Annotated in this window: 18 protein-coding genes; 2 read left to right on the top strand and 16 right to left on the bottom strand. The window is 60.9% G+C overall.

Translation table 11 applies throughout. From position 1 onward, the window contains the following. Nucleotides 1-58: 58 nt before the first annotated feature. From ACMXYI_RS10475 to ACMXYI_RS10425, 11 genes are all read right to left on the bottom strand, one after another. Nucleotides 59-2,665, bottom strand: a complete 2,607-nt coding sequence (locus ACMXYI_RS10475; RefSeq protein ID WP_415773161.1) for an efflux RND transporter permease subunit — start codon at nucleotides 2,663-2,665, stop codon at nucleotides 59-61. Between the two features lie 33 nt (nucleotides 2,666-2,698). After that, entirely contained in the window at nucleotides 2,699-3,535 is an 837-nt protein-coding gene (locus ACMXYI_RS10470; RefSeq protein WP_415773160.1) for an outer membrane lipoprotein-sorting protein, read from the bottom strand. Between the two features lie 69 nt (nucleotides 3,536-3,604). After that, entirely contained in the window at nucleotides 3,605-4,903 is a 1,299-nt protein-coding gene (locus tag ACMXYI_RS10465; RefSeq protein ID WP_415773159.1) for a hypothetical protein, read from the bottom strand. Between the two features lie 2 nt (nucleotides 4,904-4,905). Beyond that, entirely contained in the window at nucleotides 4,906-5,670 is a 765-nt protein-coding gene (locus ACMXYI_RS10460; RefSeq protein ID WP_415773158.1) for an SDR family NAD(P)-dependent oxidoreductase, read from the bottom strand. Further along, nucleotides 5,667-6,404, bottom strand: a complete 738-nt coding sequence (locus ACMXYI_RS10455) for a 3-oxoacyl-ACP reductase family protein (RefSeq protein ID WP_415773157.1) — start codon at nucleotides 6,402-6,404, stop codon at nucleotides 5,667-5,669. Before ACMXYI_RS10455 ends, ACMXYI_RS10460 begins: the two co-directional genes overlap by 4 nt. Nucleotides 6,405-6,413: 9 nt before the next feature. Further along, nucleotides 6,414-9,284 (bottom strand): aminotransferase class III-fold pyridoxal phosphate-dependent enzyme, encoded by a 2,871-nt coding sequence (locus ACMXYI_RS10450; protein WP_415773156.1) that lies wholly within the window; start codon nucleotides 9,282-9,284, stop codon nucleotides 6,414-6,416. Between the two features lie 46 nt (nucleotides 9,285-9,330). Then, a complete protein-coding gene (locus tag ACMXYI_RS10445) occupies nucleotides 9,331-10,548 on the bottom strand; it encodes a beta-ketoacyl synthase N-terminal-like domain-containing protein (RefSeq protein ID WP_415773155.1) in 1,218 nt (405 codons plus the stop codon). Beyond that, complete coding sequence (locus ACMXYI_RS10440) at nucleotides 10,545-11,840, bottom strand: beta-ketoacyl-[acyl-carrier-protein] synthase family protein (protein WP_415773154.1); 1,296 nt, start codon at nucleotides 11,838-11,840, stop codon at nucleotides 10,545-10,547. Before ACMXYI_RS10440 ends, ACMXYI_RS10445 begins: the two co-directional genes overlap by 4 nt. Continuing rightward, the gene (locus ACMXYI_RS10435; protein ID WP_415773153.1) at nucleotides 11,837-12,895 is read right to left on the bottom strand and encodes a beta-ketoacyl synthase; all 1,059 of its coding nucleotides are present in this window, start codon (nucleotides 12,893-12,895) and stop codon (nucleotides 11,837-11,839) included. The genes ACMXYI_RS10440 and ACMXYI_RS10435 overlap by 4 nt, the downstream gene beginning before the upstream one ends. A 1-nt stretch (nucleotide 12,896) precedes the next feature. Further along, complete coding sequence (locus tag ACMXYI_RS10430; protein WP_415773152.1) at nucleotides 12,897-14,171, bottom strand: beta-ketoacyl-[acyl-carrier-protein] synthase family protein; 1,275 nt, start codon at nucleotides 14,169-14,171, stop codon at nucleotides 12,897-12,899. 8 nt (nucleotides 14,172-14,179) lie between these two features. Continuing rightward, nucleotides 14,180-14,749, bottom strand: a complete 570-nt coding sequence (locus tag ACMXYI_RS10425; protein ID WP_415773151.1) for an acyl carrier protein — start codon at nucleotides 14,747-14,749, stop codon at nucleotides 14,180-14,182. A gap of 534 nt (nucleotides 14,750-15,283) precedes the next feature. On the opposite strand from ACMXYI_RS10425, the gene ACMXYI_RS10420 reads away from it, so the two are divergent. Then, complete coding sequence (locus ACMXYI_RS10420) at nucleotides 15,284-15,628, top strand: cupin domain-containing protein (RefSeq protein WP_007946320.1); 345 nt, start codon at nucleotides 15,284-15,286, stop codon at nucleotides 15,626-15,628. Between the two features lie 111 nt (nucleotides 15,629-15,739). Here the strand turns inward: ACMXYI_RS10420 and mmsB are convergent, their stop codons facing one another. Both mmsB and ACMXYI_RS10410 read right to left on the bottom strand, forming a co-directional pair. After that, the gene (gene mmsB / locus ACMXYI_RS10415) at nucleotides 15,740-16,627 is read right to left on the bottom strand and encodes a 3-hydroxyisobutyrate dehydrogenase (RefSeq protein WP_415773150.1); all 888 of its coding nucleotides are present in this window, start codon (nucleotides 16,625-16,627) and stop codon (nucleotides 15,740-15,742) included. A 10-nt stretch (nucleotides 16,628-16,637) separates the two neighbouring features. Continuing rightward, the gene (locus ACMXYI_RS10410; RefSeq protein ID WP_046055588.1) at nucleotides 16,638-18,164 is read right to left on the bottom strand and encodes a CoA-acylating methylmalonate-semialdehyde dehydrogenase; all 1,527 of its coding nucleotides are present in this window, start codon (nucleotides 18,162-18,164) and stop codon (nucleotides 16,638-16,640) included. Between the two features lie 163 nt (nucleotides 18,165-18,327). Between ACMXYI_RS10410 and ACMXYI_RS10405 the strand changes: the two genes are divergently transcribed. Continuing rightward, nucleotides 18,328-19,275 (top strand): LysR family transcriptional regulator, encoded by a 948-nt coding sequence (locus ACMXYI_RS10405; protein WP_150658678.1) that lies wholly within the window; start codon nucleotides 18,328-18,330, stop codon nucleotides 19,273-19,275. Here the strand turns inward: ACMXYI_RS10405 and ACMXYI_RS10400 are convergent. From ACMXYI_RS10400 to ACMXYI_RS10390, 3 genes are read right to left on the bottom strand one after another with little or no spacing between them, the layout of a single operon-like run. Further along, nucleotides 19,272-19,775, bottom strand: a complete 504-nt coding sequence (locus ACMXYI_RS10400; protein ID WP_415773149.1) for an OmpA family protein — start codon at nucleotides 19,773-19,775, stop codon at nucleotides 19,272-19,274. The two genes, ACMXYI_RS10405 and ACMXYI_RS10400, sit on opposite strands and share 4 nt — an antisense overlap. Before the next feature lie 5 nt (nucleotides 19,776-19,780). Continuing rightward, nucleotides 19,781-21,049, bottom strand: coding sequence for a diguanylate cyclase domain-containing protein (locus tag ACMXYI_RS10395; RefSeq protein ID WP_415773148.1), 1,269 nt, complete (start codon nucleotides 21,047-21,049; stop codon nucleotides 19,781-19,783). Further along, a complete protein-coding gene (locus ACMXYI_RS10390; RefSeq protein ID WP_415773147.1) occupies nucleotides 21,046-21,621 on the bottom strand; it encodes a YfiR family protein in 576 nt (191 codons plus the stop codon). Before ACMXYI_RS10390 ends, ACMXYI_RS10395 begins: the two co-directional genes overlap by 4 nt. Nucleotides 21,622-21,625: the final 4 nt, after the last annotated feature.

Here is a 21,625-nt window from a genome sequence, read left to right as displayed (position 1 = left end):
CTGCGCTGGATGACCAGGCTCGCAGGCCACCTGGGCGCCTGCGGACCCGGTCGTCCGGTCAGCTCAAGGCAGGATCCCCCATGGCTCGGTCCTGTTCAGGTACCGGAACAATTGCCGCGAAGAACCACGGCGACACCAGCGTCACCAGCAGAATGGTCATGACACCGCTGGAAAACAGCGCCATCGCCACCAGTGCGCCCAGATCGACAATCGGCTTGAAGTCGGAAAACAGCAGCGCCATGAAGCCCACGGAGAAAATCACCACGTTGACCACGGTTGAACGGCCGACGCTGTGCATCGCCTGCAAAATAGCCGCATCGACATGAATCCCTTGCTGCACCAGCAGTTTGATCCGTGACAGCAAGTGCACCGCGTAATCGACCACGCCGACGACCAGGAACGTCACCAACGTCGTGCCGATGTTCAGCTCGATGCCGAACAGGAACATGAAGCCGTAGACCGTCACCGAGGTGGTCAACAGGGTCAGCATGCCGAGGATCCCCAAGCGTACCGACTTGAGCCAATACATCATCATCAGCGTGACCACCAGCAACGCCAGGGAAAAACTCAGGACCTGGCCCTGGGTGATTTCCTGCAACACGCCGGTCCAGATCACTGGCGTGCCGGCGTGCGTCACTTCGAGGTTGGCCGGTTTGTTCACCAGCAACCAGGCATCGAGCCGATCCAGCATGCCCTGGTAGTCGCTGGCCACCGACGACGTCATGGTGTACAGCGTCAGCGCCTTGGAATAGTCGGCGTTGAGCACGTTATTGAGGTCCGAACCGCCGCCGTTCTCGAACAGCATCACGTGCTGCTCGATCAGCGAATTGCCCGGCACCTCGAACCGCTCGGTCTGCCCCTCGTCATTGACCGATGTGACCTGCTCCGTCGCTTGGGGCACGCGCAAGTAGTCGGGATTCATGTCATTGAGCACCAGGTTCATGCGCTTGACATACGTGGCCAGGGAGTAGCCATAACTGACATCCGGTTGCTGCTTGATGAAGTGGTCGAGCTTGTCGATGAACTGCACCACCTCCGTGGTCAGCACGCCGCGCGGCTCTTTGCTGTCGATGGCGATCCAGCCCGGCGCCGTGCCCGCGACATTGGCGTGGTTGATGAATTGGTCCGAGACGCGGATGTGACTCTCGGGCTTGAAATAGGCGATGCCCGAGTCTTCGATATCGACGCGCAAGGTAAACACCGTCATCAAGGCCAGCAGCGGCAGCATCACCATCAAGATCGGTTTGCGCCACTGAATCAGCCGTGCGCAGAACGCCACCAGATAGCGCGAGATGATCGATTCCTTGTGCACCGCGGCCAGGGTTTTCGGGGTTTGGTCCTTGCCCCAGATCGAGATCCAGGCCGGAATCAGCAACAGCGAAATGATCAGCGCCGCCGTCAGGCCGATGGACATGAACACGCCGAAATTGCGGATGCTGACAATGTTGTTGGTGGTGGAAATCATGAATGTGGCGATGGTAGTCACCGTCGTCAACACCACCGGCACCACCATCAGCCGTTGCGTCTCGCGATTGGCTTCGCGGTTACTTTTACCGGCGTTCTTCTGCTCGTAATACTCGGACATCACATGGATCGCGTCCGAGCAGCAAATGGTGAACAGAAACACCGGCAACACGCTGGTCAGCAAGTCGAACGGCACCCGCAACAGGGCCATCAGGCCCAGGGTCCAGATGGTGCAGAACAGAATGTTGAACAGTGGTAACAGCACGCCCAGCGGTTTGCGGAAGAAGAAAACCAACAGCAGCGTGATCAGCAAAAAGACAATCGGAAACAGCACCGCCAGGTCATGGTCGATGATCTCCTGCTGGGCCGCGATGAAGATCGGCATACCGGCAATGAAGATCTCGTCCTTGAACTCGGGGTGCGCCGCCTGATAGTCCGCGACGATACCGCGCACGATCTGGTAGGCGCGCAGTTGCGCCTGGGCATCGTCTTGCTTGGTGCCCAGCTCGGCCACCAGCATCGCGACTTTCTTGTCCTTGGAGACCACCCCGTCGACCATCAGTTCGTTGCCCATGATCTGCGACTCGACCAACGCCGGGTCCATGTCGTAGGCGTTGAGGGTCTTGTGGATCAGCAGCTCGCCACCGTCGGTCAGCACGATGTTTTCCAGGTCGCCCATGGACGCCATTTCGCGAATCGGGTTAATTCGCTCGGCGAGAAAGGTCAGGAACAGCTGATCATGGGCATCCCAATTCTGGCTCTGGGCGTAATCACGCAGGGCCTTGGCCTGGGCGTAGTCGTTCTGCGAAAACCCGTTCTCCAGAATGTCGCGCGTCAACAACTGCGCCCGGCTGTCGTCCGGGTGCCTGGCGACGATTTGCGTCAACTGCTCCTTGTCGGCGTCGTTGGCCAGGATCATCTTGCGCACCGATTGCGACATCGAAAACAGTGCGTTGAGGGTCTGCTTGTTGAACACCGTCTGCGGGTTGTTCAGCGCCACCATCACCGAGTCGAATGTGCCGGTGAACTCGCTTTGCAGATCAATGATGGTCTTGCGCGCCGGATGGGTTTCCTTGAGTAGATAAGGGTTGGTGTCGGAGATCAGCGCGCCCAGCGTATAGGTAAAATACGCCGTGACCGCCACCAGCAGGAAAACGATCGCCCGCGCATAGCGCTCGACGAAGTTCAGGTATCTTTCCATGATCATGCGTTCCAGGGTCGTCAGGGTCGGCGCTTAGCGGGCAGACACGGCAAAGTCCGGCACATCGCCGGTTTTCAGCCCGCGCTTGATGGCGGTCTGGGTGAACAAACGGTCTTCCAGTTGCACGTTGTATTGCAGGTGATTGAAGCGCATCTCTGAGCGGGTGCCGTCGATGAAGTGCTCGGTTTCGCTCAGCACGATGCTGTCGATCGAGTCGATGGTGTCGACCTTCTGCGTGCGCATCTGCTTGACCAGCACGCCTTTGACGTCGAAGAAGTCCTGACGCATGACCAGAAAATTCTGCTTGTCGATCCACACTTTCAGTTTGTTGTAGCCCGTCTTGGCCAGCACCTCGGGCGACGCCGGCTCCCGCTCGATCACGTAGCAGTCGCGACCCTTGACCTGCTCTTCACCGATCAGCGTCTGGGTGTAATCCTTGACCCGGATCTTGTCCAGGTCGGCGTAGGAGTACTCGCTGCCCATGAACGAACCGCGCTTGTCGGTGGTGGAGATCCGCCGCGTCTGGCGGCTGACCGGCAAGTACATCCACTGGCTGTCTTCCAGTCCCAGGGTTTCATGGGGGTTTTCGATATGAAAGGCCACGTCGCGCACGTCCGTGGGGGCGGAGAAATACATGCTGAATTTGTCGCTGTCCGGGTAATCCTTTTGCAGGTAGGTGAACTCGCGAACGCGGGTGTTGCCCTTCTTGTCGTGGAGGATCAGCGACACCTGGGACATGAAGCTTTTGCCGTCGTTTCGATCGCGCACCTGGCGGATGATTTCATCGGCATTCTTGCCTTCGGCGGCGGTGGCGCAAGCGCCGCTCAGGATCAATGCGGCGGCGGTCAGACTTTTGAATAGCGGCAACATGGGAACTTCCTTTTTCGTCAGATGAATATGGTCGAGCCAATACGCCAGGGGCACGCAGGCGTCATGGGGTTAAAACAGGTAACCGGCGGACAGCCGCACTTGATCGCGGTTGTCGTACTCGCCGAAGGGTTTGTCGGGCTTGCCGAAGAACACATCCACTTCCAGCCCGAGCTTGATCCAGTCCACCGGTTTGTAAGTGAAAATGCCTTGCAACAGCGCATCGTCGTTAAACGGTGGCGAGGCGGCGACTACCAGCCGGCTCTTGAGTCTGTCCTGCCAATGGGTGCCCTCGGCGGACAGGGTGAACAAGTGTTCGCGCTTGTCCTGCAGCATGCCGTCCTGCCAGTCGAGCAGTTGCTGCTCCTGCCATTGCAGGGAAATCAGCCAGTCGCGCAGCAGGTAATCGACGCCCAGCAACGACTTGACCATCGAGGTGCTGTCGGCGCCGTAGGCACGGGTCGGATTGGTCACCCGCCAGTTGTCGAACCAGGCAATTTCGCTACGCACCACGATGCTGTGACCGGCATCGATCGCCAGCCCCGCACCGCCCATGGTGTAACGGGGAAACTGGCGTTCCAGCCGCGTGCGGCCGTCCTCGGCCAGGCCTTCGACGGCGTACACCGGGTCCTGTTGGCGGGCGTTCAGAGCGACAAAACTGGTGTCCACCGAGCCGATCCGGCCGTTGGCGCTCAGGCCATACGAGAAGCCCTTGTCACCGTCGTAGCCGGGCTTGGAGTCGAGCAGAAAGTACTGCGGATCCGGCACGGCAAACAGCGGCGCGTCGAACTCGCTGCCCGCCACCGGCGGCTGGTTTTTCACAAAATCGGTGACCCACAGCGCCTCCAGCTCCCACTCGCCCACCGGTTGCGCAAATCGCACCATGGGCACCGCGATCCGGCTGTCTTCCAGTAGCGGAGTCAGGCCATCGCGATAGTCCACAGGGTTGACCTGATCGAGCACCCGCAACTCATCGGCACGACCCCAGACCACTTGCTGCCAGCCGACAGTCACCTCGCCGTCGCCCACCGACTGGCCCCAGTACAAATGCCGCCAGTCGGCGTCGAAGCGGTACTTGTCCCGCGCCCGTTCGCTGTACGGATTGTTGCCGTCGTAGCGGGCGTCGTAACGCACCCGGCCCTTGGCCTTGTAGTAACCGCCGTCCCAGTTGTCTTCCAGGTTGGCCTTGAAATACACGGCCTTCTGAGTGACCTGGTCATCACCGTGCAAGCGCAGCGCGGTGGCCACGCCGACTTCGGCGTCGGCGTAATCCGGTTTGAAGTCCTCGGCCGTCAATTCAGCTAACGCCGGTTGCGCGGCCATGCACGCCAACACCGCCCACGCGGTGCGGCTAAAAGAAGATCCCGGCATGGCTACATTCCCAACCCGACACCGCCGTCGATCACCAGGCTCTGGGCTGTCACCCCGCCCGCTTCGGGGCTGGCCAGGTAACGCACCATCGCCGCGACTTCTTCGCTTTGAATGAAGCGACGCATCGGCAGTTTCTTCTTGGCGTTGCGCAGGATCTGTTCCTGGGTCAGCCCGGCAATGGCCGCTTGCGCCGCCAATTCACCTTGCAGCATGGGCGTATCGATCCACGCGGGGAGAATCGCGTTGACGGTGATCAGCCGTGGCGCCAGGTCCATCGCCAGGGCTTTGGTCATGCCGACGATGCCGTGCTTGGAAGCGCAGTACGCGGTGTTGCGGACCTTGCCGGCGCGGCCGAGGATCGACGACATGTTGATGATCCGTGCGCGATCCGGCATCAACGGCAGGCACAACGAAGTGACGTAGAACGTACCGTTGAGGTTGACCGAAATCACCTTGTGCCAGTTGTGCAAATCTTCCGGTTCATTCTCGTTGCAGATGCCGGCGCTGTTGACCAGCACATCGACGTAATCCACTTGTTTGGCGAGCATTTTGAAGAACGTTTCCATGCCCGGCAGGTCGGCAATGTTCGCGGCATGGGTTTCGACCCGGGCCTTGATCTGACCTTGTTGTTCGTCAACCCAGCGTTGCAGTTCCGGCAAATCCAGGTCCAGCAGGATCAAGCGGTGCCCGGCGTCGGCGGCAAAATTTTCCGCCACCGCCCGGCCGATGCCCTTGGCGGCACCGGTAATCAGAATGGTCCGGCTCATGGCATTTTCAACCCGCCGTTGACCGGCAGGACCTCACCCGTCAGGTACAAACCGCGTTCGGCGATGTACAGCACTGCCTCGGCAATCTCATGGGGTTCGGCGTAACGCTTGATCAGTAACCGCGACTGGATTTCCTGCTCCTGACTGCCGATCAGCGCCGTGCTCATTTCGGTATTGACGATGCCGGGAGCCACCGCATTCACCCGAATGTTGCGTGGCGCCAACTCCACCGCCAGGGCCCGGGTCAACGCTTCGACGCCCCCTTTTGCCGCGGCATAGTTGCTTTGGCCCTTGCCGGGTTTCTGCGCGGCCACCGAGCTGATGTTGACGATGCAACCGCTGCGCTGGCGCATCATGCCCGGCACCACCTGCTGGCAGCAGAGCAAGGTGCCGATCAGGTTGGTCTGGATCACCTCGATGATGTCGCGGCTCGGCATCGCCGCCAGCAACCCGTCACGGGTGATGCCGGCGTTGTTGACCAGCAGATCGACACGCTCGAAATGCTGGTCGACCCGCTCGAAAAAGCCCTGGATGCTGTCGCCGCTGCTGACATCGCAGTGCAGCGCCAGACACTCGAGGCCCAACGCCTGGACCTCGTCACGCAAGGACATGGCGGCCACTTCGTCGCGTACATAACTGAATGCGATCTGATAGCCCGCGCCGGCCAGGGCCAGGACAATCGCCCGGCCGATGCCACGACTGCCACCGGTCACTACTGCTACTTTATTCGGCATGACCGTTCCTTAGAGTGAATTGTCAGTCTTGAACTGCGCGAGGCTGAAACCGTGGGTCGCGGCCAGGGCACGAATCTGCTGCACTTGCTCGCGGCTGATATCGCCGTAGGAGTAGTGCTGTTTCATCCCGGACAACCCCATCAACACCGACTCCGCCATGCAGGCATACAGCTGACCTTCCTTGAGGTAGGCGCGCACGTTGCGGATCAGGCCATCGCCCAGCGGGGTCTGAACAATCCCGCCGTGCATGTACAACACGTCGGCCCGTTGGCTGGAGAGATTCTGATCGACGTTCAGCGGCACCGCGATGTCGCAGATCACGCTGTTTTCGGCGAAGTGATCGGCACCGAGAAACGGTTGAGGCGCGTTCGCCGCACAGAGCACGATGCGCGCCTGTTTCAGCACATCAAGGTCATTGCTGACCGTGATGAACGCATTCGCACCCAGGTGCTCTTCGACCAGGCGCTGCACCCGCAAACCGAGGTCGGCGCCAGCACCGTGGGCCTGCAACAACGCGTCGATACCGTCGAGTTTCTGCAAGCGGCTGGCGAGGCGGTCGTGCTCGGCGACACCCTTGAGAATCGCGCGGGCGGCCTCGGCGTAAATCAGCTGGGCGGTCTTCTCCAGACGCCGCAGGGATCCGTCGCGACCGCTACCGATGAGGATCAGGTGTTCGACACTGGTGGACAGCAACGAGGCGTACGTCGAGGCAATGTTGCCGGCAGCGCCGACCACCGCCGCCGTCTGCTGACACAGTTCCAGGCCTTGCTGCTTGCAGCCTTGCTCGATCGCTTCCAGGCCCATGCCGATGGTCAGCGCGTTGCCGGAAGTCAGCGCCATGTCGGGGATTTTCAGCGCCTGACAGTTGTTAGTGACGATCGAGGTGTACATGCCCAGACCGGCCACGCTGTAGCCATCGGCCCGGGCATCACGGATGCGATTGCCGACTTCGTCGCGGATGGTGTCCAGGTCACCACTGGCGATGTACGCGGCCATGGCATCGGAGTCCATGCACAACGGATACAAGGTGAACTCCACGGCGGTGCCGAGTTTCGAGCGAATCACCACCGGGCCGATTGGTGCTGCACGCCGCTCCGGGGCCATGCGCTTGATGAACTCGCGCTTCTGTTCCGCGCTGAGGGTGGACAGCGACGGGTCGACATCACTGAGCATGTCCGAATCGATCAGGTGATTGATGAACGCCACACGCGCCACCACGCGAACGCTCTCGTCAGGCTTTGGGAGGTTTTCAGACTCCTTGAAACTCATCTCGCGAGCCGGAACTTCGCTGATGCTGTCGGCGCACACCCCGGCCGCCAGCGGGAAGGCATCGCGGCGACGCAGCATGTCGCAGACCTTTTGCAACGAGCCAATCAAGCCGTCGATTTCCTCGAGGGTGATGCATACCGGCGGCTCCAGTCGAATCACGTTGGCGTTGCTGCCCGACGGCGCGACCCGCAGCGACTCGAATTGCAGCAGGTAGCCGGCGATGATGTAACCCAGCGCATCGTTGTACTGCGCCGACGCCTGGACCAGCGAACTGGTGCCGGTCAGGTCGTGCAGTTCGAACCCCAGCAACAACCCGCGACCCCGCACATCGGCGATCACGTCCGGGTACGCGGCTTTGAGTTCGAGCAACGACGACTTGAGGTATTCGCCTTTCTTGTTCACGTCCTTGAGCATCGCGCTGTCGTTCGCAAACAAGCGGCGCAATGCCGACAGGGCGATATGGCACGATGCATCGTCTTCGGCGAAGGTCGAACTGTGGATGTAGCTGAAATCGTTTTCGTAGTGGCTGGCGCGGATGACTGTCGCAGCAATTTTCATCAGGCCGCCGCCCAACGCTTTGGACAGGCAGTAGTAATCGCCCTGCAAGTTGAAATGGCTGGCGCCGAGCAAAGTGCCGGTGCGGCCGAAACCCGATTGCACTTCGTCGATGATCAGCGGGCATTGCTGTTCATTGCACAGGCGACGCAGGCCCAGGTAGAACTCGCTGGCAAACTCGTTGATGCCACCCTCGCCCTGGATCGGCTCCAGCAACACCGCAGTGATCGCACTGAAGGCTTCACGGCGCACCTGCAAGGTCTCGCCGCTCCACTCCAGGCTCAGCCAATGCCGCGTGTGACGGGCCGGCAAATCCTGGAGTTGTTGGGGTTGTTGCGGGTCGATGAACTCGACGTTGAGACCAAATCGGGCGAACGGCTGGCGGTACTGTTTGCCGTAAGTCAGCTGGACGGTGTTCACCAGTTTGCCGTGGAAGCTGCCGCGCAGGGCGACGAAAACCGGCTCGACATGCAGCTGCGCCAGGTTGTGTTGACGCACCGCTTCCACCACCTGGCGCACGGTCACGTATGACAGATTGTCTGGCAGCAATCCGGCGGGCAGGTCGAGGTCGTCGACGTCCAGTTCAACATAGGCCTTGTCACTGGCGGTCAAATTGGCCAGGGCGAAATCCCGTTCGTCGAACTGCTTTTGCAAGGTTTTCTGGCGGCGGAATTCGGCATGCTTGACGGCGATTTCCACCGACTCGGCGCCACTGTTGGAGAAGGTCGAAATGTAGCGCTCGCTGTTGTTCAGCTCACGGTTGAACGCCTCGCTGAGTTCGCGCCCCAACAGGCCGGCCGCGCCACGCACGGACATCTGCGCATTGAACGGCACATCAGCGCGCAACAAGCCGCAGAGTTGATCGACGAACTGCGGGTCATTGTGGCCAAACAACGCAGCGCCGTAACCGCCAAGAAAGTCAGTGACGTCAACTTCGGCGCCTTGTTTGTCGCGGTAAAACAGTTTGCTGCCCAACGCCCGATGGAACTGGCATTCCAGGCCCAGGGCCTGCATCAGTTCAACGAATTTCGGTCGTACATAATCGCGGTAATCCATGACAGTCAAAGCCCTTAAGTAGAAAAACAGAAGCGGTTCAATGCGCTCAAAACGGCTCGTCGGCCGCTTGATAGTCGAGCTGGTAACAGACGCTGAAACCGTTGTCGTCGCGGTTGATGATCAGGCAGTCGCGCAGCACCGCGTCCCGCCCCTCACCGAGCACAAACGGCAGGTGCGGATCCACCGGTTGCTGCAACCCGATGATCGGCGGCACGCGCTGGGCACGCAGTGCATTGCGCGCCAGGATCAGGTCGACCAGGCTCGGCGCGCCGCTGAGAATGCCGGTCACCGGCACGCCACTGGTGATGTGCGCGGCACCGGCTCGGGCCAGCGTGCGGGCCAGGTCGGCGTCCTTGTGCGGATCGCCGCTGGCGCTGCTGACCATCAGATCGACCTGCTTGTCCGGCAGGTTCAACGACGCCAGGCGTGGATGGGCGGAGAGTCCCGACAGGCAGGTCTGCGGCCCATCCGGTAGATCGTCGGCCCGGCGCAATATCAATGCCGCCGCCCCTTCACCGGCAATCCCGCCCGTGCCTTGGCGATCGAATGCGCGCAAGGTTTGGGCACCGTCGGTGCTGATCACACCGGCCTCGGCCAGTGCGGCCAGTGCCAACGGATCGAGCTCACTGCCGGCACCGACCACAATCGCCGCATCGATACGACCGCTTTGCAGCGCCGCGCACGCCTCGCGCAACGCCGCCAGGTTGCCGGCCACGCCTTGCATGTAGGCGTTGCACTCACACTCCAGTTTCAGCGCCAGGCTGACAATCCCGAGCAAGCCGTTGCTCAGGCTTTTGAGCACCAGAAACGGGTCGAGCGCGCGTTCCTGCAACACCCGTTGAGCGAGGCGACGCATGTCGGAGCCGGACTCACCGCGACACTCGTGAAGCAACTCGCCATAGGCCGCCAACGACGGATGGGTGTAGCCGCCCTGGCAGCAATAGAGGCCGTAGCGCAGGCCGTCATTGCCCGGTTCAAGCCCGGCTTCGGCCAAGGCCTGGCGCACTGCGCTGACACCCCAGATCACGGCCGGCGGACAGTAGCGCTGGAGGTTCTGGGCCACGTCCTGGCGACTGCGTTGATGGTCTTCATCGCCGATATGCCCGAAGGCCGCCACGCGTTTACTGTGAAACAGTTTCGATTGCAGCAGGGCGATGCCGCTGCGGGCCTCACTGGCTGCCGACCAGAAGCGCTCCACGCCCCAGCCACTGGGTAATACGCAGCCGCTGCCGGCAATGGCGACACGCAAAGTAGCGCTGGTCATTGTCCTTGCTCCCGATATTTGCCAAGGGCCAGCGAGGTGTTGAGGCCACCAAAACCGAAGGAATTGCTCAAGGCAAAATCCACTCGGCGGCTGACCGCTTGCCCGGCGCAATAATCCAGGTCGCACTGCTCATCGACGTCATGCAGGTTCACCGTCGGCGTGACCAGATCGTTCAGGCACGCCAGGGCCGTGATCATGCATTCGGGCGCGCCGGCGGCGGCAATCAAGTGCCCGAACTGCGACTTGTTGGCGCTGACGGCCAGGGACCGGTAGTGCTTGTGCTCGGCGAACACACTTTTGATCGCCAGGGTTTCCGCGACGTCATTGAGCGGCGTCGAAGTGCCATGGGCGTTGATCAGATCGATCTGTTGCGCACGCAGGCCAGCGTCGTCCAGCGCGGCTTGCATCGCCAGCGCCGCGCCCCGGCCTTCGGGTTGCGGGGCGGTGACTCTGTAGGCGTCCAGGCTGCTACCGAAGCCGAGCACTTCGGCATAGGGCGTCGCGCCTCGCGCCAGCGCATGTTCAAGGCTTTCCAGCACCACGAAACCACCGCCCTCGCCGGCAATCAGGCCACTGCGATCACGGTCGAACGGCCGGCACAGATCGACGCCCCAACGCTGTTCGCTCGACGCTGCGCCGAGCAGGTACAGCGCAGCCATAGTGTCGAGGTTCAGCACCGAGTCGGCGCCACCGGCAATCGCCACGCTCACTTCGCCGCGACGAATCATCTGGAAGGCATTGCCGATGGCCTGGGAGGCGCCGGCGCACGCGCTGCTGATATTGATCACGGGGCCTTCGCAGCCCAAGCCGTCGGCAATGACCCGCGCCAGTCGATCATTACTCTGACGCAGCGAGCCCTCGGCATTCACTTGCCCGGCACGGGGCATCAGGTGTTGCCAGCCCGGGGTGTGGCCATCCGGTGCCTGGGTCAGCAGCATATCGGCCAACATGTGCTGGGGCGCACCCGAGGCGCAGAGCACGGCGGCTTCACGCAGTTGCTCAGGAGAAAGTCCGCTGTCGGTCACTGCCTGGGTGGCGGCTACCCAGCCAAAGCGGCTGCGTTTTTCCAATGCAACGGTCCAGGCCGGATGGTCCTGCAGGGCCTCGGGCAACAGCCTCATATCCACGGCCGCGGCGTAGCGCACCGGGAACGTGCCGTCCTCCACCCCGTCGGGTTGCCATGGACGCACGCAATGTTCGGCGCCGAGCATCTTTTCCCAGAGGGTCTGCCATTCGAAACCGAACCCGGTCACGGCGCCCATGCCGGTAATCACAATCCGTGTCGCACTCATGTGTGCTTCTCCATGGTTTCACTGGCCAGCAGCAAGGCGCCCCAGTGACCGGCGCGGCTATGGCTGACAAACAGCGTATAGCCCGGTGTTGCCGAGGCGTCGTGGCTATGATGCAAGGCCAGCGCAATCTCAGTCAGCAAGGCGCTGGCGCCCAGATCGCCAGTCATTGAACGGGCGCTACGAAGCTCCCGTTGGTGGTCGGCGAACAGGCTCATCAATTGCGCATCCTCGGGATTGGCGACGATCTGCTCGACGTCACCGAGGCACAGTTTTTCCAGGCTAAGTGCCTGGTCGATCACCCGTCGGGCAACCGCAGAGCCACGTTGCGGATCAGCGCTGTAGCCCCGGCCAAATCCGGCGATACGCAAGGCGTTCAGGGTGTCGGGCGAAGGTGCCGAGCCGAGCAGCAGCGCGGCGGCGCCCTCGCCATAAATCGCCTCGTCTGCCTGCCGGGGTTCACGCAGATACAGGGCCGGCGTCAGGTTCGGACTGCTGCTGACCACCAGCGCGGCGTCGGCACGTTGCTCGACAATCTGCTGACAGGCTTCGATCAGGGCATCGAGCCCAGCGTTGTCCTGGGAACAGAACCCGCCCATCGGCCCATGACATTGCAACGCTTCGGCGACGTAGGCCATCACGCTGCTGTTGAGCAGCGTCAGGGCATGAAGTGGCGGTGTGTTGGCCAACAGTTGCGCCAGAGGCTTTTGCGGTTGCTCCCCGATCGCTTGCACCGCATCCCAGCAAGGGCTCGGCGCGTCGACTTCTGGAATGGCCGCCGTCAGGGCAACCCGTGCCGGCGGCAGATTCAGGGCCGCCAGCGCAGGCGCCAGGCGCGCCACGCAATGCAACAGGCGCAAGCCTTGTGGTTCGACGCTGCGCTGGATCTTGCGGTCGAACAGATCGCTGGCCAGTCGCGGTGTTGCCAGTGGATAAGCCTGACGCGTCGCGTCGAATGCCAATGGTTGTGGCGTGGGTGGCGTCCCGAGCAGGTCGGCACATTCGCTGCCGGCGGCGTTTAATATGGCCGCCGAATGGATGTAAACGGCAATGCTCATGTCATGCCCTCCCCAGAACCAGCGAGCTGTTGACGCCGCCGAAACCGAACGAGTTGGACATCACCACGTTGATCGACTGGCGCATCGGTTCGCTGAGAAATTTCAGGGAGGGGTATTCGGCGCGGTCATGATCGTAGTTCAGGGTTGGCAACAGCACGCCGTCCCGCAGGCTGATCAGCGACAGCACCGCTTCAATCGCGCCGCTGCCTGCCAGGGAATGACCGATGGCCGATTTGTTGGCGGTGAACGTCACGTGTTCCTGGCACTCGCCGAACACCCGCTGCAAAGCCAAGGCCTCGCAGCTGTCGTTGGCCTGAGTGGACGTGCCGTGGGTGTTGACGTGTTGCACGGCGCTGCTGAGCAGCCCGGCGTCCTCAATTGCGGCTTCCATGCATTCCTCATATTTGCTGCCATCCCGGCTGCTGGAGGTCATTTTTTGTGCCTCGCACACATTCGCGTAACCCAACACTCGCCCCAATGGCGCGGCTTTGCGACGCTGGGCATGCTCGGCGGATTCGAGAATGACCATGGCCGCGCCCTCGCTGATCACGAAGCCGCAGCGGTCCGGCATGAACGGTCGGCTCTGCTCGCTCGCCGGCAGGTCGGCCTGGCATAGCGCGCCGAGGCTGTTGAACATGTAATACGGCAACTCGTTGGCCATCAGTTCGACGGCGCCGCAAATGGCCAGATCGATTTCGCCCCGCTCGATCGCCCGGTAGGCGCTGCCGATCGCAATGGTGCCGGCGGCGCAGGCATCGGAGTGGGTCGAAATGTGGTCACGGATACCGAGCCGCTCGGCCAGGTGCAGGGTCTGCTGATCGACCCGGCGCCCGAAGACCGCGCCCGACGTCGCCGGGGTATCCAGCAGTCGATCCAGATCGACGCGCCCCGCCTCATCCATGCAGCGACTGGCCCGATGCAGATCGTGACTGTCCGCGCAGTACTTGTTGGCCCCCAGGAACAATCCGCTGCGGGTGTGAGCAAAGGCTGCCGGGGTCAGGCCGGCATGCTGCAAGGCTTGTCGGGCGACAAAGTCGGCCAGCACGCTTTGCCGCGGATACAGCGCGGCATTGCCGCCGAAACCTGCGGCGATCTGTTGCCACTGGTCGTCTGCGATAAACCCGGCGGCGCTGTTGTTGAAGCCTAATGCCTTGAATCGTGGATGTTCGCGGACGCAGGACTGCTTCTGGCAGATCCGCTCGAACAACGTGGCGGCGTCCAGTGCCATGGGCGCCACCAGACCGAATCCGGTCACATAGACTTCTCGTGTCCGCATAAGAGCTCCTACACCATCTCTTGGGTGTGAGTGGCCACAAATTGCTCCACCAGTCGGCGTGAAACCTGGTCGCCGTCATCCGGTACCAGCCGCGCACTGCAAGCGCCACAGACTACTTGCCGGCGTTCGTTCAGCACGGCGTGATGAGCGCTGCAATCAGGGCAGCTGTGCGGCAGGTAGTTGAAGAGGTTGCGGCACTGTTGCGCCCAGTTGCGTACGGTGGTGGCGGCAAACACTTGCGCCGGTTGCATGCCGGGCTTGAGTTGATCCGGGGAGTAGGCGCTCAGGCTCTGTTCAAGCAAGGCCTTGCCGTTCTCGGTAATGCGACCGTTGTCCAGGAACTCGCTGGCGTCGCCGCAGACGGTGATGGCGTGATCCAGCACGCTGGTTTTGGGCAAGGTGCAGCCATACTGACGACCCAGTTGAAAGCTCAGGTCGACGATGTCCAGCGAATCGGCACTGAGGTCCTCGACGATACTGCTGTTCTCATCGATATCATCGGCGTTCATCACCAACAGTTGCGCGAGGATCTCGCGGGTGCTGGCGATGACGTTTTCCAACTCCAATGGATTGTTCATCTCTATCTCCCTATATGTCGTGATTGGTTCATAAATTCCGTATACGAGAAGTAACTATTCCCACAGCAACTTCTCACGCGGCGGAAATCTAAACTCTGCCCTTAAGGGGAGAGTCAACGAACTCTTTAAAGTTTTTTAACCACTTGGGACAGGCGTCCGAAAGGGCCTGCGCATTGCACTCGGCTGGTGCGAAGTATCTCGCCAATCGACTTATTTACTTAACAAAGGCTGGGTATGATTGGGCCCGTACTGTATGACGGGCTAAATGTGAAGAAGCCCGAAAGTATTAACTTCCGGCCCGCAGGACAGACGCATAAAAAATAAAAACCGGACAAGTAAAATAGTTATTACTTCATAACCATTGTTCAATATCAGCACAGCGGTTAAATAAAGTGCCGTGGGGTTCGCACGCCAATCCGGGCTCACCCGGCACAGCGCTTCTGGGTAACTGAGTGTCGAGCACAGACAACTGACCGGTGGACGGGCGCTATAGGGTGCGACTTCAGTTCTCTAGTCCACTGCCCCGGAGTCCACATGACCGCACCTATTACCGTTCTTCGCGATACCCACCCACTGCCGGTGCTCGACGCCTGCAAATGGGAAAAACTCGAAGGCGACCCGCACACCGTCAACCTCAACGCCTACACCAGCGAAGACGGCAGCAAGATCATGGGCACCTGGATCTGCACGCCGGGCAAGTGGTATGTGGAATACGTGAAGTGGGAATACTGCGATTTCCGCGAGGGGTACTGCATCATCACCCCAGAGGGAAAGGAGCCAATCCATCTGCGCGCCGGTGATATTTTTGTCATTGAGCCGGGCATGAAAGGCACGTGGGAAGTGGTTGAGACCGTGCGCAAGTATTTCGTGTTTGCCTGATGCAAAAAAACCGGGAGATCACCCGACGTGATCTCCCGGTAAATACGCATTCCTTGTGGCGAGGGAGCAAGCTCCCTCGCCACAAAAGCTCCACTCGCAATAGACCCGACCTTATTGGGGTTTGCGATAGCTGTTGATGATTGCCGAGAAGTCCTTGCCACCTTCCCCACGCTGGCTCATCGCCTGATACAACTGCTGAGCCACCGCGCCGAGCACCACCGGTTGGTGCGCCTGACGTGCCGCCTCAGTGGCCAGCCCCAGATCCTTGAGCATCAATTCGGCACCGAAACCGCCAGTGTAGCCACGTGAGGCCGGCGCCGTTTCGACGATGCCTGGCCACGGGTTGTACATCTCGGAACTCCAGCAACGTCCAGTAGAACTGTTGATGATCCCGGCCAACACTGTTGTGTCGATGCCGAGAGCATCACCCAGCGCCATGGCTTCGCTGACACCGACCATGGAGATCGCCAGCAGCAGGTTGTTGCAGATCTTGGCGATTTGCCCGGTGCCGACTTCGCCGCAATGGACAATGTTACGGCCCATCTGCGCCAGCACTGGTTGCAGGGTGGCGAACAGCTCAGGGGTAGCGCCGACCATAAACGTCAGGGTCCCGGCCGCAGCACCGCCAGTACCACCGGAGACCGGCGCATCAGCCATGGCCACGCCTTGCTTGGCCGCCGCCGCGGCAACATCACGTGCGGTCTGCGGATCGATGGTGCTGCAATCGACTGCCGGCACGCCCTTGGCGATACCCGCCAGCACGCCGTCTTCACCCAGCCACACGCTGCGCACATGCACAGCGGCGGGCAGCATGGTGATCACCAGTTCCGCGCCTTGAGCCGCTTCACGTGCGGAAGCGCTGATGCTGCCGCCCAATTGCTCCAGCTCTGCCAGAACGGTTTTGTTCAGGTCGACCAGCTGTAGCGAATGGCCGGCCTTGATCAGGTTGCGCGCCATCGGCGCGCCCATGTTGCCGAGACCGATAAAAGCGATTTTCATGTCCGGCTCCTTAACGCAAGTTGATGGTGGTGTTCACACCGTCGTTGACGCTGTTGTCATCGAACCAGCGACTGGTGACAGTCTTGGTCTGAGTGTAGAACTGCACCACTTGCTTGCCATACGGACCGAGGTCGCCGAGTTTGGACCCGCGCGAACCGGTGAAGCTGAAGAACGGGACCGGCACCGGAATCGGGATGTTGATGCCGACCTGGCCAACGTCGATTTCAGTCTGGAATTTACGCGCCGCCGCACCGCTTTGGGTGAACAGGCCCGTGCCGTTGCCGAACGGGTTGGCGTTGACCAGTGCAATGGCCTCATCGAGCGTATCGACTTCCAGCACCACCAGCACCGGACCGAAGATTTCCTGGGTGTAGATCTGCATCTCGGGGGTTACGCCGGAGAACAGGGTCGGGCCGACAAAGTTGCCCTTCTCGAAGCCTGGAACCGTGATTTCGCGACCGTCCAGTTCCAGCTTGGCGCCTTCCTTGATGCCGCTCTCGATCAGATCCAGAATCCGCGCCTTGGCCTTTTTGGAAATCACCGGACCAACATCAGTGCCCGGCTCACTGCCGGCATTCACTTTGAGTTTCTGCGCCAGCGCCTTCAGGTCAGGCAGCCATTGCTTGGCCGCGCCCACCAGCACCACGACGGAGGTGGCCATGCAGCGTTGCCCGGCCGCACCGAAACCGGCACCGACCAACGCGTTGAGCGCTTGTTCGCGGTTGGCATCCGGCAGCACAACGGCGTGGTTCTTCGCGCCCATCATCGATTGCACGCGTTTGCCGTGTTTACCGGCCAGGTCGTAGACATGAGTACCGACGGCGGTCGAACCGACGAAGGAAACAGCCTTGATGTCCTTGTGGGTGCAGAGCGCATCCACCACATCTTTACCGCCATGAACGACGTTGAGCACGCCCGCCGGAACACCGGCCTCGATCGCCAGTTCCACCAACAGCATGGTCGACATCGGGTCCTGTTCGGACGGTTTGAGCACGAATGTGTTGCCGCAGGCGATGGCCATCGGGAACATCCACAGCGGAATCATCGCCGGGAAGTTGAACGGCGTGATGCCGGCGCAAACGCCGATCGGTTGACGCAGGGTGTAGGTATCGACGCCACCAGCAACGTTCTCGGCGAACTCGCCCATTTGCAGGCTGCCGATGGAGCAGGCGTGCTCGACCACTTCCAGGCCGCGGAAGATATCGCCTTCAGCGTCGGCGATGGTTTTGCCTTGTTCGTTGCTGAGCACCACGGCGATGCGCTTGGAGTGTTCGCGAATCAACGCCTGGAGCTTGAGCATGATGCGCATGCGCGCGCCGATCGGCGTCAACTTCCAGGTCTGGAAGGCGCGATGGGCGGCGCTGATCGCGGCGTCGACTTCCTGTGCGGTAGCGAACGGAACCTTGGCCAGCACTTGCTGGGTCGCCGGGTTGACGATGTCGTGCCACTCGGTGGTCTGGGACTCGACCCACTCGCCGTCGATCAACAGCTTTACCGTTTGGACAGTGGTTTCGTTTGGCGTGAGCGATGCGTTCATGTTGGGTCTCCGGGACGTTGTTCTTATTTAGAGAGCTATCTAGGGAGCCAAGGCGAGAAAGTCGCCTTGAGATGAGACGTGTGTCGCGAATTGGTTGTCGGACTGTTTTTGGAGTATAGATGTGCAAACTTCTAATAAGAACGCACATAAAAGCCGGTCCATCATGCAAAAAAACATCACGTCTCTAGGCTCGTTGAACTGGGACGACCTCAAGTTTTTCCTTGAAGTCGCCCGCACCCGCAAGGCCAGCACCGCAGCCAAGCGCCTGGCGGTCGACTACACCACCGTGTCGCGGCGCATCAGCTCGCTGGAAGCGGCATTGGGTACGTTGCTGTTCGAAAAATCCCGGACCAGCGGTTTTGTCCTGACCGCCGAAGGCCAGCGGTTGCTCGGTTACGCCGAGTCGATTGAAAGCACGCTGCACATGGCCTGCGAGCAGGTTTCGGGGTCCGGGGTCGCGTTATCCGGGCATGTGCGCATGGGTTGCACCGAAGGCTTCGGCAGCTTTTTCATCACCCCACAGCTGAGCCATTTCGTCGACGCCTACCCGGCAATCTCCGTAGACATCCTGCCGCTGCCGCACTTCATCAGCCTGTCCAAGCGCGAGGCGGATATCGTCATCGCCTTGGAGCGCCCGGAGCATGGTCCGTACGTCTGCTGCAAACTCTGCGACTACAAATTACAGCTCTACGCGACTCAGGATTATCTCGACAAGCACCCACCGATCCGCCGCCCGGCTGACTTGGGTAAACATTCATTCATCAGTTACGTCGACGATCTGGCGTTCAGCTCGGAGCTGTTGTATCTGGCAAATGTGTTGCCCGGCGCCAGTGCCAATCTGCGCAGCACCAGCGTGATTGCGCAATTCGTGGCCGCGCAGCAAGGTCGGTCGCTGGCGATTCTGCCGTGCTTTCTGGCGGCCCAGGATCCGCGATTGCTGCCGGTGTTGCCGGAAGAGATCAACATCACTCGACAGTTCTGGATGTACTGCCGTGAAGACCTGCGCAAGCTCAAGCGGATCACCCTGTTGTGGGATTACATCCGCGCGGTCACTGAGCAGAATCAAGGCCTGTTGATGGGTGAAAGTCGGGAGACCCTGTTCGCCGATTAGTCGGCGCTCACCACGATCGACACCCGGCGGTTCTCGGTACGGCCGGCCGGCGTGTCGTTGGAGGCAACCGGCTCACTGCTGCCGAGGCCGCGCAGCTGGGTGTTTTGTTCTTTCATCCCGACAGCGGCCAGCACCTTGCCAACGCTTTTTGCGCGGCGCAGTGAGAGCTGTTCGTTGTAAGACTCTTTGCCTGACGCATCGGTGTGACCGTCGACCCGCACTCGCTCTATTCCAACACCCAGCAACGCCTTGCCGATACGCTCGACGATGTCGGTGCTGGCAGGGTTGAGGCTGTCGTCGTCACTGCCAAATAGCACTTTGCCAGACAGGCCAAAGGCCCAGCCCTCATCGGTCAATTCGAAACCTTGCTGCTTAAGCACAGCGATCTGCGCCGGAGTCAGGCCTTTTTGCGGCGCTGTCTGGCAACCGGTCAATGCCAGCAAAGCAATCAATACGGTGAATGTGAAAAACCGCAGGGAACGCCGGGTCAGTGAGAACACAAAAATTAGCTCCTGGTCTGAACATGGGCGACAGGGTGCTCCGACCCGGCCGTGTGCTGTGCGCCTCGGGAAAGGCGCTTGGCTTGGTACATGGCCGCGTCGGCGGCGTTAAGCAAAGCACCCGGTGTGGCCCCATGGTCGGGGTACACGGCGATGCCGATGCTGAGTGAAGTCAATACCTGGGTATTACCCGGCAACGGGATCGGTACTTCCATGCTGGCGATGATTTTGTCGGCAATCCACTCGGCGTCCTCGATCTTATGCAGCGGCGTCAGCAGGACGGCAAATTCGTCACCACCCAGACGCGCCACAAGATCATCTTCGCGCAACTGCGCACGAACCCGATTGGCCACGGACACCAACACCGCATCGCCAGCGGCATGACCGAAGCCATCATTGATTTCCTTGAACCGGTCACTGTCGAGAAACAGCACCGCCACTTGCTCGTTGAGCTTGTTGGCGTTACGCAGCGCTCGAATCAGCCGGCCTTCGAAAAAAGCCCGATTCGGCAACCCGGTGAGGCTGTCATGGCTGGCCTGGTGGGCCAGGGTTTCGTTTTCGCTTTGCAGGTGGGTCTGCCAGGATTCGAGCTCATCGAGCAAGGCATTGAAGTCATTGCCCAGGTTGTCGAGTTCGGCGATGTCGGCGGGTGGCACACGCTGATCGAAGGCTCGTTCGCTGCGGGCGGCGTGAGCCACGAACGCCAGGCTGCGCAATGGGCCGGTGATTGCGCGAAGTTGTCGGCGCGCCAGATAGAGCGCCACCCAGGCACTGACGGCTGTACACAAGACGATGCCGACCAGACCGCTGAGCAAAAACCGCAACAGGCTGCCCCCGTGACCGGTGAGCTGGATGCTGCCGATTTCCTGACCTTGATGGACGATTGGCATGCTGATCGGTTTTTCCAGAAAGGCCTTGGCAATCTGCATTTCGAGATCGGAGAACAAGCCCGTTTCCGGCCGCTCCCAGCGAGCCAGCAACGCGCCTTGCTCGTCCAGCACTTGGGCATCGGCTACTTCTTCGGTGGACGCAATCAACGCCAACGCTTCGGTAGCGGCAGACTTGTCGTTGAACACCACCGCCGCTTCCACGGTGTAATTGATCGAGCGCGCAATCAGGTGCAAGTTGTGGTCGGCATAGACCCGCAAGGCCAGTACGCCGAGCAACGTCAGCGAGATGCTGGCCATGGCCACGCCCACGAGTGCGACGATCAAATGTCCGCGCCCGATGACCGAGCGCAAGGTTGGGCGGCTACCCGACTTGAATAGACTCATGGCGCCGCCGGCTTGCGGCGGGACAGTTGCAGCACACTGGGGTGAATACGCACGCCGCTTCGGGCGACGGAATCCAGGTTGACCTCGAAGGACACTTGCTCATCGCTGACACGCAGGCAGAACAGACTGCCGACGGTGCATGGGTCGTCGCCTTCGCTGATGCTCAGCACCGGACGCCCCGTCAGCGAGGCGAAGAGCTGACTGCGTTCATCACTGGTCAGTTTGCCGATGTACACCGCATCGCACTCACCGGCAATCGATGGGTTGTCGGCCAAAAGACGTCGCACAGTGACGGGTCGACCGGTGGCCTGGGTTGTGCCTTTGACCAGATCGTCGGTGTATTCGGTGGGGCCCACGATGCACAATCGCAGTTGTGCTGGCTCAACAGACCAGCGGGCATAACTGAGTATTCCGAGTACAACCTGCGTGACGGATTTTGCGCGCTGGTCGGCCAGGCTCACAGGCTTTTCCGACTGAGCGAAAACGACGCTGGTGAACAAACAGAGAAGGCTGGCGAGCAGCACTTGTTTGCACCCAATAACGCGCTGTGTCGTCCAGACAGCGACCTTCATGCAG

Origin of the sequence: Pseudomonas lyxosi (assembly GCF_047758685.1) — a bacterium.
In the GTDB taxonomy this organism is placed as follows: Bacteria; Pseudomonadota; Gammaproteobacteria; order Pseudomonadales; family Pseudomonadaceae; genus Aquipseudomonas; species Aquipseudomonas lyxosi.
This window is presented reverse-complemented; position numbering and strand designations above follow the sequence as displayed.

Bases quoted from the DNA above. Each gene is read 5' to 3' on its own strand.
- ACMXYI_RS10475 (WP_415773161.1), bottom strand. From the start codon at position 2,665: ATGGAAAGATACCTGAACTTCGTCGAGCGCTATGCGCGGGCGATCGTT.
- ACMXYI_RS10470 (WP_415773160.1), bottom strand. From the start codon at position 3,535: ATGTTGCCGCTATTCAAAAGTCTGACCGCCGCCGCATTGATCCTGAGC.
- ACMXYI_RS10465 (WP_415773159.1), bottom strand. From the start codon at position 4,903: ATGCCGGGATCTTCTTTTAGCCGCACCGCGTGGGCGGTGTTGGCGTGC.
- ACMXYI_RS10460 (WP_415773158.1), bottom strand. From the start codon at position 5,670: ATGAGCCGGACCATTCTGATTACCGGTGCCGCCAAGGGCATCGGCCGG.
- ACMXYI_RS10455 (WP_415773157.1), bottom strand. From the start codon at position 6,404: ATGCCGAATAAAGTAGCAGTAGTGACCGGTGGCAGTCGTGGCATCGGC.
- ACMXYI_RS10450 (WP_415773156.1), bottom strand. From the start codon at position 9,284: ATGGATTACCGCGATTATGTACGACCGAAATTCGTTGAACTGATGCAG.
- ACMXYI_RS10445 (WP_415773155.1), bottom strand. From the start codon at position 10,548: ATGACCAGCGCTACTTTGCGTGTCGCCATTGCCGGCAGCGGCTGCGTA.
- ACMXYI_RS10440 (WP_415773154.1), bottom strand. From the start codon at position 11,840: ATGAGTGCGACACGGATTGTGATTACCGGCATGGGCGCCGTGACCGGG.
- ACMXYI_RS10435 (WP_415773153.1), bottom strand. From the start codon at position 12,895: ATGAGCATTGCCGTTTACATCCATTCGGCGGCCATATTAAACGCCGCC.
- ACMXYI_RS10430 (WP_415773152.1), bottom strand. From the start codon at position 14,171: ATGCGGACACGAGAAGTCTATGTGACCGGATTCGGTCTGGTGGCGCCC.
- ACMXYI_RS10425 (WP_415773151.1), bottom strand. From the start codon at position 14,749: ATGAACAATCCATTGGAGTTGGAAAACGTCATCGCCAGCACCCGCGAG.
- ACMXYI_RS10420 (WP_007946320.1), top strand. From the start codon at position 15,284: ATGACCGCACCTATTACCGTTCTTCGCGATACCCACCCACTGCCGGTG.
- mmsB (WP_415773150.1), bottom strand. From the start codon at position 16,627: ATGAAAATCGCTTTTATCGGTCTCGGCAACATGGGCGCGCCGATGGCG.
- ACMXYI_RS10410 (WP_046055588.1), bottom strand. From the start codon at position 18,164: ATGAACGCATCGCTCACGCCAAACGAAACCACTGTCCAAACGGTAAAG.
- ACMXYI_RS10405 (WP_150658678.1), top strand. From the start codon at position 18,328: ATGCAAAAAAACATCACGTCTCTAGGCTCGTTGAACTGGGACGACCTC.
- ACMXYI_RS10395 (WP_415773148.1), bottom strand. From the start codon at position 21,049: ATGAGTCTATTCAAGTCGGGTAGCCGCCCAACCTTGCGCTCGGTCATC.
- ACMXYI_RS10390 (WP_415773147.1), bottom strand. From the start codon at position 21,621: ATGAAGGTCGCTGTCTGGACGACACAGCGCGTTATTGGGTGCAAACAA.